A 13,603-nucleotide genomic window follows, 5' to 3' on the forward strand; every position below is an offset into this window, starting at 1 on the left:
AGATGAGAAAAATCACTGCTCTTCTCCCTCTTCTTATCCTCGTGCTCCTTTCTGGATGCTGGGATCAGGGGGATATTTCAGAACTCGTGATCGTGGACATGATGGGTATCGAAAAAGATAAAACGACCGATGAATTTATCCTTTACTTTCAAGTGGTCAACCCAACATCTTTTGCAACACAGGATAGAAGAGTAGAATCAAGTCCAGTCTATACGTACGTTAGCAGACATAAGTCATTAAAAGCTGCGGTAGATAAGGCGAGTCTACAAGTTCCGAGACACATGTTTTTTGCTAAAACAAAAATACTACTGTTATCAAACGAGTTAGAAGTATCGGATATGATCGAGATTTTTAACTTTCTTGATCGAAATAGCGAAACAAGAGCACCTATTCAAACTGCAGTCTCTCTCCAACCCCTAAGTGAAACGATGTTTCGGCTCACAAAGATAAATTTTATCCCAGGGCAGTGGCTCTATGATAACTTCGAAGCCTCTCAAAAGCATTACACGGCAACACATACGAAGTATCGAATCAGAGACAACGTAGAAAAATACTACAGAGACGGTAACCTTTTGTTCCCTGCAGTAATCTTCTTAGACCAAGAAGCAGAAAACCTTGAATTCTTAAAAGAAGTGGACACGAGTAGTGGCCATGCTCAGTTTGTAGGTGGAGTGGCATATCAGAAAAAAGCTGATCCCGTCTCACTTTCAAATGAAGAGATGGCATTGTATCACCTGTTAACGAATCGACTGAATCAAATGCCGATCACGGTAATGGAAGATGAGAAGGATGCTCATTTTTTAGATATCAATCGATGCGAAACAAACCATAAAACCACAAAAAAATATCCTTTTGCATTTTCATTCGATATTAAATGCAATGCTGACTTTTTAAACAGTAAAGTTTCAAAATCTATAACGATCAATACAATCGATAACATCCAGAATAGCGCGAATGAAACTCTTGAAGAAAAACTGAAAGAGTTAACTGAAAAGCTGCAAGAGGAAGAGCTAGACTTACTCGGGCTTTTTGCGAGGTATCCTTCGATGAACACTGAAGAGAAGCGTGCAGCATTCAAGAACGCTACGATTTCATATGACGTTACCATCAAAATTGATGACGTCGGAAACATCATCAATCCATACAGCGACTAGGAGGAAGAGAGATGAAGGATTCAAGCGTCAACCATTTGACAACGTGGCAATTCTTCTTACTTGCAACGAACTACTTGATCGGACCTACCTATTTCGTCCAAATGAGCGGGTTGATCGGAACAACAAAACAATGGTCATGGATCCCACCTATTCTTGCATTCATCATGAGCCTCGGTGTTATTTGGCTTTGGTTACACCTCCTGAAAAGACATCCAGGAAAAGACCTTGCAGAAATTACGGTTAACCTGCTTGGGCAAAAAATAGGGTTCGTTATCTCCTTGATTTTTATTTATTTCTTCATCTTAATTGCATCTCTTGCAACTAGAAATGTTGGTGATGTGATCAATACGGTGGCGATGGATTTTACGCCAACCGTCGTGTTTAACCTCCTTACCATTACGGTCGCCATCTATGTACTTTCAAAAGGAATACGTACACTAGGTCGTACAGTAGAGATCCTAACTCCATTAATCTTCGTTATATTCTGGGGTTCACTCTTGCTCGTTATCGGGGAATGGGACACGGAACGCCTCATTCCATTGCCTGGGTCATTCGATTTGAAAGCGATCGGCAGCATGACGGTCTCGTTTTTCAGCTTTCCATATCTTGAATTCCTTCCGATTCTCATGCTGATTCCACTCACAAGAAATAACAAACGAACAAGGAAGAGTGTGTATTTAGCGAGCACCGTTACGACGGTATCTACGATCGGGGTCATTTTCCTCCTAGTAGGAACGATCGGTTGTATGCGTATATCAAACTTAACGTATCCTACCATGGCTTCCGCTCAAGAAATTAGTCTATTTAAAACAATTGAGAACCTTGACGTGTTTGTTTCATCGATCTTGATAACGACTGTATTGATCAAAGTTTCGATTCTGCTCTACGCAGCTTTTATCTTTATAAAATGCGTCTTTCGTTTTCCATACAAAACTCCCATACTTTTTACCCTTCTATTTACGACAACCGCTTTTTCAATGGGTGCTCACGCTAATATCGTTGAAAACATCCATTATGCTAAAACACTCGTACCGATCTATTCTGTAATCCTCGGTATTTTTCTCCCGCTGTTATTGCTAATCATTTCATATGTACGAAAGGGAGTTCAGTCATGAATGTGTTCATGTTTTTCCCATTTCTTGCTTTCATACTCATTACAGTGATCTACCTTATCGTTAAGAAAGACAAAATAAACCTGATAAAGTTTTTATTAATGTCCCTTGTAACCGGATGGATTTGGTGGACGTGGTCAATGGACAAGCTCATCGATCCACTCTATCCAATAAAGCTGCTTGCAAAAGGACTTCAAAACCTTTGAGAAAAAATAAAAATAACCCCAGGCAACATGCCAGGGGTTGAACTTAAACGCTTACGATAGCACTTTAAGAACAGCATCAATTTTTGCATGATCTTCTGGTGACGAATCAACATGATGCCAGATCAGCTTTCCGTTTTCAGAATATACATATGTTCCACCTTGGATATACACGTCTGCTTTCTTCATTGAAGTTAAGACAACATGCTTCTGACGCTCATCTTTTGGAATAAAGTTTTTCACCTTTCCAAATAAGAAGCCGAATGCGGCTTGTGATAGTAGCTTCCATTTCGGTGATGTTTTATGCCCTAGCTGATAATATGCTTCCTTATTCGGATCACCTAGAATTGGGTATGGAAAAGGTGCAAATGCCTCTATAAATTTGCTAATGAACACTGCATTCGACGGCGCGATTACATAAACAGTAACACCTTTATCATGAAATTCATCAATTCGCTCACGCAACTGCGTGAGATATTCTCGGCAGATTGGTCAACCGAGGTGACGAACAAAGACAACGACAGTCGGATTTTTCTCTTCGATGATCTCATCAAATGAAATGAAATTGGTAGATTGTGTTTCAAAGAATATATTATTCATTTTAGATCCCTCCAATCTTACTAATTGTATCGATGTTCACATCCTGTTATCAAGAAAAAGCCACCTAACTCCATCCATATTTTGGGTCCTTCTACTTTTATTATTTAAGTTGACACTTAATTAAGCGAATGCTACATTATAGGCATGATAGAAAAAGCGATTCACTCACTATCCGCACCAACACGTCGTGAAATATTGCATGTTCTACAAGATCATGAGCTGACATCAAGTGACATCGCACAACATTTTGACATGTCAGCACCAGCGATCTCGCAACACCTGAAAGTCTTGGAGCAGTCGGGACTTCTTGCTTTACGAAAGGAAGGGACGAAACGCTACTATCGAATAAGAAGGGAAGGTTTTGCAGAATTAAAGGGATTCATCGATCAATTCTGGGACAACAGCTTACTACGACTTAAAGAAGCTGCTGAAGAAGAGGAAAGGAGAAGCGATGAAGCAACCGACAGAGAATCTTAGAAAAGAAATTTTTATCGAATGCCGTCCTGAGACACTCTTCCCTTTCTTCATCGACCCAGAAAAAATGATTCGTTGGATGGGAAGACAAGTGTTGCTAGAACCGGTCCTTGGTGGTAAGTACCGCATCTCTATCAACGAAGGTAATGTTGCGATCGGAGAGTACAAAGAGATCGTTAAGAATAAGAAGGTCGTTATGACTTGGGGCTGGGAAGGTTCAGACATTATGCCGCCTGGTTCTAGTACAGTAGAGTTTATATTAGAAGGCAAGGAGAAAGGTACTCTCCTTGTACTAACTCATTATGATATCCCAGTTGAAAAAGTCCCTTCGAACAAAAAGGGATGGACACACTATATGGAGCGGATGAAGCTTCTTGGTGAAGGGCACGATCTAGGCGCTGATCCTTGGTCAATATGAACTAAAGAGGAGGAAAATAAGAAATGAACAACATTCATGAAGATATCAGATTTGATGCAAAGGCAGAAGCACTTTACAATGTGCTTCTTGATTCTAAGCAGTTTAGCGAAATGACAGGTGGCGCACCTGCAGACATTACTCCAGAAGCAGGTGGCTCATTTTCATGCTTTGGTGGAATGATTGAAGGAAGAACGATCGAACTTATCCCTAACGAACGGATCGTCCAAGCGTGGCGTGCAGGAAATTGGGATTCAGGAGTCTACTCCATCGTCAAATTCGAATTTAAGCAAGTAGGTAATGAAACAGAACTCATCTTTGATCATACCGGATTTCCTGAAGGACAAGGCGAACACTTGAAGATCGGTTGGGAAGAAAACTATTGGAAACCACTCAAGAAATATTTAAGTTTATAAATAGTAAAGAGCTTGAATCTTCAAGCTCTTTTTTACTTTCACGAAACTTTTTGACCCAGTAACTCGTATACAAGCCAATCCCATCACTAAGGAGGAACGACATGTTCAAAGTAGGCAGTATTTTCATTCCTGTAACTGATCTGGGCAAAGCGGTAAAGTGGTACGAAGACAACCTCGGTGTGACGAAGATTGACAGCTGGGATGGCGGTGTTGGATTTTATTTTCCAAACGATGATACACAGCTCGCCTTAATTCAAGTAGGTGAGTCACAGTCAACTGAATTCACAATTTCGACTGATTCAAAGAACGGGTATTATAATTTTCTCGTCGATGATATTGAAGAAGCTTATGAGAAGTTACACGAAAATGGCGTCGTGACAACTGAAATCGATGCATTTGGTGGCATGAAGGTATTTGATTTCTATGATTTAGACGGCAATACGTTCAGCGTAGTAAATGAAGTGAAGGACTCTCCATATCATCGTGATGAGGTACGGAAAGCACAGAACAAGCTCTAACATAAAAGCGCCCTCGCTTGGGCGCTTTAGTTATTCATTCCTGGACGATCGCATATACTTTTAAGTCACGATGTGTCCCTTTTACAAGCATTGCTTTTCTCGTTATCCCTTCATAGGACATCCCTAATTTCTTCATAACCTTTTCGGATCCGATATTTTCTAAAAAACACCTAGCCTGAATTCGCACTAAATCCATGCTCTCGAAACCAAACCTTATTACCGCGCTACCTGCTTCGGTGATGATTCCCTCTCCCCAATGTTCATGAGAAAGAACATAACCAAGTTCTGCGCTTCTATCGTTAGGGTCCCACCAGACGAAGTGAACGGTACCGATCAACCTACCAGTTTGTTTGAGTTCGATTCCCCACGGAGCATCATATCGAGGTAAAAATGTATGAATAAATTCGATACTGTCCTCCAATGCTTCGTGAGTATGCCACGTGACGAGATGAGTTACGTCTTCATTCGAAGCGTAATGATACACATCCTCTGCATCATCGAGCGTTATTTTCCTTAGGATGAGTCGTTCTGTTTCAATCGTTGGGATATCGCCAAACCGTTCAGCTATCTTCATACGCCACCTCTCATAGTTCATAGATCCTTGCTTCATGAGGTCTAAGAGAAGTCCCCTTTAATACATCGTCCCCAGTAACATCACGGTAGTTTGCAAGAATTAATCGCTTGCTGTTCTCATCGATCGCTACATCGGTATGAAAAATCGTATGATCGTCGCTATAGTTTAAGATGATGAGCCAGCGTGACTCACCGTACTCCCTCGTATATACATATAGCCTTTGTTGTCCTTTTGATAAATCTTTATAATCACCGTAAATCATAACCGGATGCTCTTTTCGTAGTGCTATAAGCTCCTGATAATAACCAAAGATCGAGTCCTCTTCAGAAAGGTCACGCTTGACGTTGATCTGTTTATAGTTTGGGTTTACCTTGATCCATGGTTCACCTTCTGTAAAGCCAGCTTGTTCTGTTTCATCCCACTGTATAGGTGTCCTCGAATTATCCCGACTCAAAGGCAATAAGGTTTCAAATACCTCAACAGGGTTTCGGCCCTTTTCAACTTCTTCTCTAAATTTATTTTTCATCGCGATATCGTTGTAATCTTCGATCGAATCGAATCGAACACCCGTCATACCAATTTCTTCCCCTTGAAAAACATAGGGTATTCCTGGAAGTGTATGAATCATTGTGGCAAGAAGCTTGGACGATTCTTTTCGATAACGATTGTCATTCCCGTATCTCGTTACCTGACGTGTGTGGTCATGATTATTCAAAAACTGCGAATTCCACCCTTTTCCATAAAAAGTCTCATGCCACTTCTCCTGAATTTCCTTATACCGGACCATATCCCAAGTCGGCATATCGTCAGCTACCTCAAAATGAAAGAGCGTCTTTAACTCTCCTCGGTCTTCTGCTACGTACTTTAAGCCTTCCTCAGGTGTAACGAACGGAATCTCACCAACTGTCAAAACGTCATAATGAGAGAGAACCTTTTCGTTCATCTCTTTCAAATACTCATGGATACCTGGATTATTTGCAAGGTAATCAGTGTAGTCGGGATTTTCAGCATTCGGAAAACCATCGACCTTCGCTAGAAGGTTAATAACGTCCATTCTAAAACCATCGATCCCCTTCTCAAGCCAGAAGCGCATCATCTCATAGATTGCCTCTCTCACTTCTTCGTTCTCCCAGTTCAAATCTGGCTGCTCAACTGCGAAGGAATGAAAATAATATTGTCCTGTGCCTTCGTCAAACTCCCAAGTTGATGGGGTGAAATAAGAGCGCCAGTTATTCGGTTCTTTTCCATCCACAGGATCTCTCCATATGTACCAATCTCTCTTCGGATGCTCTTTTGAGGACTTTGATTGTGTAAACCAGTCATGTTGGTCTGAAGTATGGTTCACCACGAGATCCATTATTACCTTTAGGTCCCTCTTGTGGGCTTCATGTAACAGCTCCTCAAAGTCCTCCATCGTACCGGCCTTCTCCATCACTGAGTAATAATCAGAAATATCATACCCATTGTCACGATCGGGTGATTCGTAAAAGGGATTGAGCCAAACGACAGATACCCCAAGCTTCTTGATATAATCTAACTTTTCGATCACGCCTCTTAAGTCGCCATATCCATCTCCATCACTATCATAGAAACTGCGCCAGTAAACTTGATATACGACTGCTTCTTTCCACCATGTTCGTTCCATCCCGCTTCTCTCCTTTTAAACCCATCTCTGTGTAATGACGCTAATAACATACTCCGGCTGATCCCAGTGGAGCATATGTGTACTATAAGGAACAAGTTCCACGATCGCCCTCGCTTCTTTCTCAAATACACTCGCCATCCTCGAACGTTCACTCTCCCGCTCCTCCGGGAGAGTAGCGCGCAGTAAAATGATTTCTGCTGGGAGCGCTTTATACATATCCATAATCTCATGCTTGTGCATGGCTTTTACAATACTACTTCCCGTTTTCCCTCTCGCGTGCCAGTAATACTTACCACCTTTCATCAGTAGCAGATCTTCTGCTGCGAGATCTAAAGATGGAGTTCTCCTCGTAACCGCTCCATACGCAGCATGCTCTCTAAACGATTCCCACGATTCCATATAATCTTCAAAATCGATTTCATACGAAGCGGCTTCTTCTTCCATCGAAAGCTGTGACTCTCGTTTACTTTGATAACCTCCATCTAGTAAGAGTGAACCTTTTACCTTTTCTCTGTTTTCCTTCAAATAAAAGAGTGTAACAAAACTTCCCCATGAATGGGATAAAAAGTAAAATACGTGAATGTTCAAGCGATCGAGCACACGGTTCAACCACTCTACCATTTTGGGCATCTCATAGTCTTCTTCTCGATCGAAAGATTCCGATTTCCCATGACCGGGGGCGTCAACCGCGATGATGTGGTATCGCTCTTTTAATCCTTCAGCAATTTCAATAAAGCTAAGGCTCGTACTCCCAAGTCCGTGCAAACAGAAAATAGTCGGTTTATCCTCATTTCCCCACTCCGTAACACGGACGTTCTTTTCATTTACATTTATGTAAAATCGATTCAATTACTTATCCTCCCGTAAGCTTGATCCGCACAACGCTTCTATTATTGTAACAGACTGACAATTCAGAAAGGGGGCCGCCTGTAGATTTAGAGAAACCAAAAAAATTGAGCGTCAATCAATTGCGCGCTCAATTTTGTCAGGTGTTTATTCTATTAACTCTTCTTCATCGAAGATAAACACGTCTTCTATCCGTGACTCTAGCTGTTTTGCAATTTTCGCAGCAAGCTTAAGAGATGGATTGTACTCCCCTTTTTCCAAAAAAACGATCGTTTCTCTTCGCACGTTAACCCGCTTTGCAAGATCTGCTTGTGTTAACTTGCGGATTGCGCGCAGCTCTTTCATTCTTGTTATCATTACTGAAACCCTTTCCTTCTAACAAACAACCAGTTAATTCCGAAGCTTAAGATCATGCAAGCGAGCCCTACCATGAGGAGGTCATCTTTTTGGAGATAAGAATGGAAGGCAAATAGGACAAGCCAAATGATAAGAGATGAAAAATACGCATAGCCAGCGGCAAACATCTTCACCTTTTTTGAGAGCTCATCATCATGAGGTATTCCAGCCTTCACATCTTTTCTTAGATTTAAGAGTACTGGGATTAAGATCACCATCACTACCACGGTTGCAGCAGTTAGTAGCAGCTGTGCTGACGTCATGTTATCGCTACTAAACAGCGAGTACAGTTGAAAAAGGAGTCCACCTACAAGGGAAACTGACAGAATAGAAAAGAGCATCAACGCCGTTTTTGATTTCAATTCTTTCACTCCTTTTGTTAGAAATAATTAACTTTATGTTATAAATATATAACATTATAACTGATTTGTGCAAATTTTTTCTAGAAATAAAAAAAGCATGAAATCAATACGATTTCATGCTCATCTTTGTTAATTTATTGTTCCACCTGCTTGAATGTACCGTGCGTTGAATTCCTGTACAAATTGGTTCGTGATTGCATCATCATGAATGATCAGCATGTTTTCGTCATTCACGTCGTTACCGTTTGTGCTCCAGTTCGTTGAACCGACAATGACGGTTGGATCACTGTTCGTTTCTGCATCCACAAGCATCGTTTTACTATGAAGCTTACGGGATTCAGCATCCTTGTATACTGGAGCAGCATTCGCCCAGCGAATATTCGGGTTGTTTTGACTTCCCGTTACCGTGCGGCCCGTCATTTCGATACTCGCTGACCACCACTGATTCCAGAAATCACTTGAGAATACGCCTTTTACATCGAAGCCAGTAAGTGTTCCTTGCTGGTCCTGGTAAGAACCTTCCCACTTGTACTTCAGCTCATCGACTAGAGTCTGATCACTCCAAGCGAAGATCGTGAAATACGTGTTGAGATCAGCTTCAGTTTTGATTAGTTCAGCCATACGACCGACCGCATCATCTCCAGCGGAGAAGTAAACCTCAACTGTTTTCCCTCCGATCGTTACTTGATGTGGTGTGTTATCCGTTTTACGAGAGCCAAAGTTAGCATTCGCTGTGCTTGGTGTTAATGTTGATGTTCCCCACATTTCGTTGAATTCAGTTTCATAGATTGATGCCAATTCCGAAGAATTCACTTCCACAACGTGCTGCTGGTTACCATCAAGAACGCCGTTCGCCATGTTTTCTTCAGACCCATAAAGACCTGTCACTGTAAAGTTCCAGCTTCCAGTAAACACCCACTGGTCATCAACGAGTGCAAATTTATTGTGCATTTGATCGTCAGGAGAATAATACGTCCCGTCAGATTGCTGTTCCGCTTCAACGAATAAATAGCCTGTCATTTCAGTGTTCCCGATCATAACCGTACGCTGTGGGAAATCATCTGGTGAAGAAGGTAGGTTATGGTCCGCACGTAGATTTGTGTCTTCGACTGCTAGCATTGGAGAATCAGAGAATACGTGAATATCGTCTGCCGTTCCGACAACCATATCTTTTCCACGCACCATTTCTTCAACATAAAGTCTCATTGTCTTGAAGCGGTCTACGTAGTGAGGATCTGTCGCGTCTTTCGAGTCTGCGATCACACGTACGTCTACACCTTCAGATGCCTTTTGGATAAGAGCATCAACAATTTTAGGAAGGTTGATCTCATATGTCGCGAAATCGATGCTTGTCGTTGCTGCATTAATACGCTTTAAGAGACGATCTTCAAGATTTACATTGTAGTTTGCTTCGTTACCTGCATCAGCATATTGAGCCATCGCACATTTATTGAAATAAACGTTGATTGCGTCAGGTGATTCAGAAACTTGATTCAGGTGCTCTGTTGTATCTGTACAAGCTCCCCCAGAACCGCCTGAGCTGCCGCTCGTGTTCGATGAAGCAGGCGTTCCTTTACCTTCAGTGTATGAACCAGTAGAAGTAACCCAGTTAGAAGCATCTGTGCCTGCTACTCCAGGGTCTACTCGTTCCATCGTCGCCTTCGTGTCGTTATCACCCGCATGCCATGCGTCAACGCTATCGATCAATGCGCCGCTACCATCGCGAAGTTCGAAGTTTTCGCCAGAGTTACTAAGTGCGCCGCTGTAAATATGATCAGCACTAACGCCAGATATTGTATTATCATCAGTTCTTTCAAGTATGTAATAACCGTCTGCTGGGATACTGCCAGTCAAGTTGATAGAAGGACTGCCATCTGTTGCGTTTAGCGTCCAGCCATCTAGTGAAATTGTGCTGCCCGTATTGTTGTAAAGCTCGATCCACTCATCGTTGTAATCAACCGTCGTCCCCATCCATGCTAATTCATTGACAACAACATCGCCATTCGTTGCTGCATGAACCTCATTTGGCGTCATCGATGGCGTAACAACAGTAAGTGCCATACTGATCGACGCAATAATCATTCCCAATTTCTTCATCGTGTTTCCCTCCCTAAGATGTCCTTTATGTAACTCGTTCCACACTATCCTACAATTTTCGACGAATTTTTAATATACTTTTAATGAAAATATTTTGTAAATTATAAATTTACATACTATGCACTAGTTCGAATAGCCCGAATAAAAGGTAAGCGCTTACATAATTGCCATTAAGAGCTACTATGAAGGGATAAAAACAGATAGAAAAAAAGACCGTCGAAACGGTTCCGACGGTCTTTACGCCTTTTGCAAGTGCGTAATTTTAAAGTCTTCTGTAGATTTCAAGCCATAGCCGATCATCCTATCCATGCCGATATGAGCGGTCCAAATGAGTCCGATGGCTACAAAAAGGGGCTGATCGATCATCAGACTTATCAAGATCATGATTAACGGTAGACTATAGGAATGGAAGACGTTATAGCAATAAGCTCCTACTTTCTTACCCATCGCATAACCGAACATCGCGACATCCGGTGCGAATAATAAAAGAAGAAACGTCCACCAGCTTACGTCCATTGTCGAGAAAAAGTATAGAGATAGAATTAAGATTACGAAACCTTCTATATGCAAGAGTGGTTTAGTCACTTTGGTATCACCTCTGATTGAAAAGCTGAAGGTACGGTATAGCAATGACTCGAATTGCAGAGCTTTTGAGACTGACTGTTATAGGAAAGCACTTCTCGAGTTTGCTTTCTACTAAACTCTTTCATACCTTCAGAAGTTTGGAGGACGATCGCATAATCCCCTTCTTTACTCCGACTGCTTTTTGATGAGTCTCGTATTGCTTCCAAGAACTCCTCTGCCCCTAAAACCGCAATCGTTTCACCCTCATGTTGTACAAAGACTTGGTCCATTACGCCGAATTCTGTTCCAAACATTTGGTTGATCTCGACCTCGATGTTTGATTTAAGAGGAGAGGGGTCGCCACATCCTGTTAGAACAAAAAGAAATAAGAGAGTAAGCAGCTTTCGATTCACTCACTTGTCACTCCATCGGAAAAACCGTGATGCAAGAATCGTAGATACGACGGAAATACCGAGCAACACCCCTACTTCAAGACCATAATCGGTAATCGGACCAACGTTCCACGTTCCGCGAAGCAATTCTACTACGTAGTAAAGCGGAAGAACTTTTGCAGCATTTTGGAGGATAGTCGGCATGAATTCAAGCGGAAAAGCAGCTCCCGATAAGAAGAGCATCACGTTCAAACATAATGAGCTGATCGCTGCGGCTGCCTGCGAATTTTTTGCAAGCGACGTCAGAAACAATGCAAACGGGAAAAACGCTAGAATGCTAACAAGAAGGGCTAGCAACGTGCTTCCCATATATACTGGTAACGTGAGATCGTACATCAACATTCCGAAGACCATAAGCAATAGTGCGGAGATAACGAAGATGACGGAACCTTGAAACGTATGTGCAGCAAGAATCATCCATGATCGAATCGGTGTGGATTGGTACCTCCTTAGAACCCCCGTCTCTCGATAGTTCGTTAAAACGGTTCCTAGGGTAAAGAAGGAAATCGTCACGATGTTTACACCAATCCAAGAAGGAACGAACATTTCTGCGAAGGAAAGTCCATTCAGATTGCTATCTCCAAACATAGAGCCGAACATCCAGATCATGAGAACAGGAAAAAGAAATGTCCAGAACACGCTCAGACGATCTCGGAAAAACATTTTTGTTTCTAAACTAGCTAGCTTCATCATCGCGGTCATGCGGACGCCTCCTTTTCAAGAAAATGGACGAACAGATCATCGAGTGATCCCTTTTCGAACCTAAAGTCTTGAACCAGAATCTCGTTATCATAGCAATATTTAAAAATGTAATACGCAGTCGTTTGCTGATCATTGCTTAACACCTTGTATGATTGGTTCTCGTTTTCAACGCTAACTACGCTTGGTAAGGAGATGAGGAAATCGTACAGCAGCTCTTCGCTATCAAACGTAAGGTAGTGAGCAGGAATTTGATTTAAGAGCTGTTGAGGAGTACCTAGTGCTCTTAGTTGACCGCTATAGATCATCGCAACGCGATCACAAAGCTTTTCTGCTTCTTCCATATAGTGAGTTGTAAGAACGATCGTGCACCCCTGTTCTTTCAGTGCATTGATCAAGCCCCACAGTTCTCGCCTAGCGTGAGGGTCAAGCCCCATGCTCGGTTCATCAAGGAATAAGATTTCCGGTTTATGAAGGGTAGCGAGTGCAAGCGTAACGCGCTGCTTCCACCCACCTGACAAGTCATCGAACATCACACCTAGTTTTTCATGAAGCCCCAAAAGATCGATAAGATGATCTTTTTGAGTAGTTGGATAAAATGATGCGAATAGATCGATCGCCTCTTTTACCTTCATCTTCTTCTGAATGGCCGTTGCCTGAAACTGAACACCAATTTTCTTGTTCAACTCTCGCAGCTGTTTATGAGGCGTTAGGCCAAGAACCGAAAGTTCTCCACCGTCAGGCTTTCGTATGCCTTCAAGCATTTCGATGGTCGTTGTTTTACCCGCACCATTCGGTCCGATGATGCCAAAGATCTCTCCCTTATTAACTGTAAGTGAAATGTCTTTTACTGCCTGAATACTACCGTATGACTTTACTAGATGGTCAGCTTTGATCACTTCTTCCATTCCTAGTCCCCCTTGCTTAAATTTCGCGGATACCTGCTAATTGATATGATAGTCTTCAACTTCTAATACGTTAATCCTTCAGAATAGTTTCAAAACAGTTAAAATATCAGGAAGATTACCATAACGGGCTATGGAAACCTATTTAGGCACAAATACCATATGCCAGAG

18 protein-coding genes are annotated in these 13,603 nt (G+C 42.0%); 7 read left to right on the plus strand and 11 right to left on the minus strand.

Translation table 11 applies throughout. The features are described 5' to 3' along the window. Positions 1 to 2: 2 nt before the first annotated feature. Genes ACXADT_RS17240 through ACXADT_RS17250 form a run of 3 tightly spaced genes read left to right on the plus strand, consistent with a single transcriptional unit; the run spans position 3 to position 2,472 of the window. Entirely contained in the window at positions 3 to 1,154 is a 1,152-nt protein-coding gene (locus ACXADT_RS17240; protein WP_474832048.1) for a Ger(x)C family spore germination protein, read from the plus strand. Positions 1,155 to 1,165: 11 nt separating this feature from the next. After that, positions 1,166 to 2,269, plus strand: coding sequence for a GerAB/ArcD/ProY family transporter (locus ACXADT_RS17245; protein ID WP_474832049.1), 1,104 nt, complete (start codon positions 1,166 to 1,168; stop codon positions 2,267 to 2,269). Next, positions 2,266 to 2,472 carry a hypothetical protein gene (locus tag ACXADT_RS17250; protein WP_474832050.1) on the plus strand — a complete coding sequence of 69 codons (207 nt, stop codon included), beginning with the start codon at positions 2,266 to 2,268 and terminating at the stop codon, positions 2,470 to 2,472. Before ACXADT_RS17245 ends, ACXADT_RS17250 begins: the two co-directional genes overlap by 4 nt. Before the next feature lie 51 nt (positions 2,473 to 2,523). Here the strand turns inward: ACXADT_RS17250 and ACXADT_RS17255 are convergent, their stop codons facing one another. Beyond that, positions 2,524 to 2,958, minus strand: a complete 435-nt coding sequence (locus tag ACXADT_RS17255; RefSeq protein ID WP_474834573.1) for an AhpC/TSA family protein — start codon at positions 2,956 to 2,958, stop codon at positions 2,524 to 2,526. 255 nt (positions 2,959 to 3,213) lie between these two features. Here ACXADT_RS17255 and ACXADT_RS17260 point away from each other — a divergent pair, with 255 nt between their 5' ends. From ACXADT_RS17260 to ACXADT_RS17275, 4 genes are all read left to right on the plus strand, one after another. Continuing rightward, on the plus strand, positions 3,214 to 3,546 hold the full coding sequence (locus ACXADT_RS17260; protein WP_474832051.1) for an ArsR/SmtB family transcription factor: 333 nt from the start codon (positions 3,214 to 3,216) through the stop codon (positions 3,544 to 3,546). Beyond that, complete coding sequence (locus tag ACXADT_RS17265; RefSeq protein ID WP_474832053.1) at positions 3,521 to 3,961, plus strand: SRPBCC family protein; 441 nt, start codon at positions 3,521 to 3,523, stop codon at positions 3,959 to 3,961. The genes ACXADT_RS17260 and ACXADT_RS17265 overlap by 26 nt, the downstream gene beginning before the upstream one ends. 23 nt (positions 3,962 to 3,984) lie before the next feature. Then, positions 3,985 to 4,374, plus strand: coding sequence for an SRPBCC domain-containing protein (locus tag ACXADT_RS17270; RefSeq protein WP_474832054.1), 390 nt, complete (start codon positions 3,985 to 3,987; stop codon positions 4,372 to 4,374). Between the two features lie 101 nt (positions 4,375 to 4,475). Beyond that, positions 4,476 to 4,892 carry a VOC family protein gene (locus tag ACXADT_RS17275; RefSeq protein ID WP_474832055.1) on the plus strand — a complete coding sequence of 139 codons (417 nt, stop codon included), beginning with the start codon at positions 4,476 to 4,478 and terminating at the stop codon, positions 4,890 to 4,892. A 34-nt stretch (positions 4,893 to 4,926) separates the two neighbouring features. Here ACXADT_RS17275 and ACXADT_RS17280 read toward each other — a convergent pair whose 3' ends face one another. From ACXADT_RS17280 to ACXADT_RS17325, 10 genes are all read right to left on the minus strand, one after another. Further along, complete coding sequence (locus ACXADT_RS17280; protein ID WP_474832057.1) at positions 4,927 to 5,466, minus strand: GNAT family N-acetyltransferase; 540 nt, start codon at positions 5,464 to 5,466, stop codon at positions 4,927 to 4,929. A gap of 10 nt (positions 5,467 to 5,476) precedes the next feature. Continuing rightward, a complete protein-coding gene (locus ACXADT_RS17285; RefSeq protein WP_474832058.1) occupies positions 5,477 to 7,111 on the minus strand; it encodes a glycoside hydrolase family 13 protein in 1,635 nt (544 codons plus the stop codon). Positions 7,112 to 7,126: 15 nt separating this feature from the next. Beyond that, positions 7,127 to 7,960, minus strand: a complete 834-nt coding sequence (locus ACXADT_RS17290; protein WP_474832059.1) for an alpha/beta fold hydrolase — start codon at positions 7,958 to 7,960, stop codon at positions 7,127 to 7,129. A gap of 144 nt (positions 7,961 to 8,104) precedes the next feature. Further along, the gene (locus tag ACXADT_RS17295; RefSeq protein ID WP_270181439.1) at positions 8,105 to 8,314 is read right to left on the minus strand and encodes a helix-turn-helix transcriptional regulator; all 210 of its coding nucleotides are present in this window, start codon (positions 8,312 to 8,314) and stop codon (positions 8,105 to 8,107) included. Beyond that, the gene (locus tag ACXADT_RS17300; RefSeq protein ID WP_474832061.1) at positions 8,314 to 8,715 is read right to left on the minus strand and encodes a hypothetical protein; all 402 of its coding nucleotides are present in this window, start codon (positions 8,713 to 8,715) and stop codon (positions 8,314 to 8,316) included. Before ACXADT_RS17300 ends, ACXADT_RS17295 begins: the two co-directional genes overlap by 1 nt. Before the next feature lie 129 nt (positions 8,716 to 8,844). Continuing rightward, positions 8,845 to 10,812 carry a phospholipase D-like domain-containing protein gene (locus ACXADT_RS17305; protein WP_474832062.1) on the minus strand — a complete coding sequence of 656 codons (1,968 nt, stop codon included), beginning with the start codon at positions 10,810 to 10,812 and terminating at the stop codon, positions 8,845 to 8,847. A gap of 237 nt (positions 10,813 to 11,049) precedes the next feature. Further along, on the minus strand, positions 11,050 to 11,397 hold the full coding sequence (locus ACXADT_RS17310) for a DUF4260 domain-containing protein (protein WP_474812631.1): 348 nt from the start codon (positions 11,395 to 11,397) through the stop codon (positions 11,050 to 11,052). Beyond that, the gene (locus ACXADT_RS17315; RefSeq protein ID WP_474832064.1) at positions 11,394 to 11,789 is read right to left on the minus strand and encodes a hypothetical protein; all 396 of its coding nucleotides are present in this window, start codon (positions 11,787 to 11,789) and stop codon (positions 11,394 to 11,396) included. Before ACXADT_RS17315 ends, ACXADT_RS17310 begins: the two co-directional genes overlap by 4 nt. After that, a complete protein-coding gene (locus tag ACXADT_RS17320) occupies positions 11,790 to 12,530 on the minus strand; it encodes an ABC transporter permease (RefSeq protein WP_474832066.1) in 741 nt (246 codons plus the stop codon). After that, on the minus strand, positions 12,527 to 13,435 hold the full coding sequence (locus ACXADT_RS17325) for an ABC transporter ATP-binding protein (protein ID WP_474832067.1): 909 nt from the start codon (positions 13,433 to 13,435) through the stop codon (positions 12,527 to 12,529). Before ACXADT_RS17325 ends, ACXADT_RS17320 begins: the two co-directional genes overlap by 4 nt. Positions 13,436 to 13,603 lie beyond the last annotated feature (168 nt).

Source organism: Anaerobacillus sp. ABR4_321 (genome assembly GCF_056158505.1).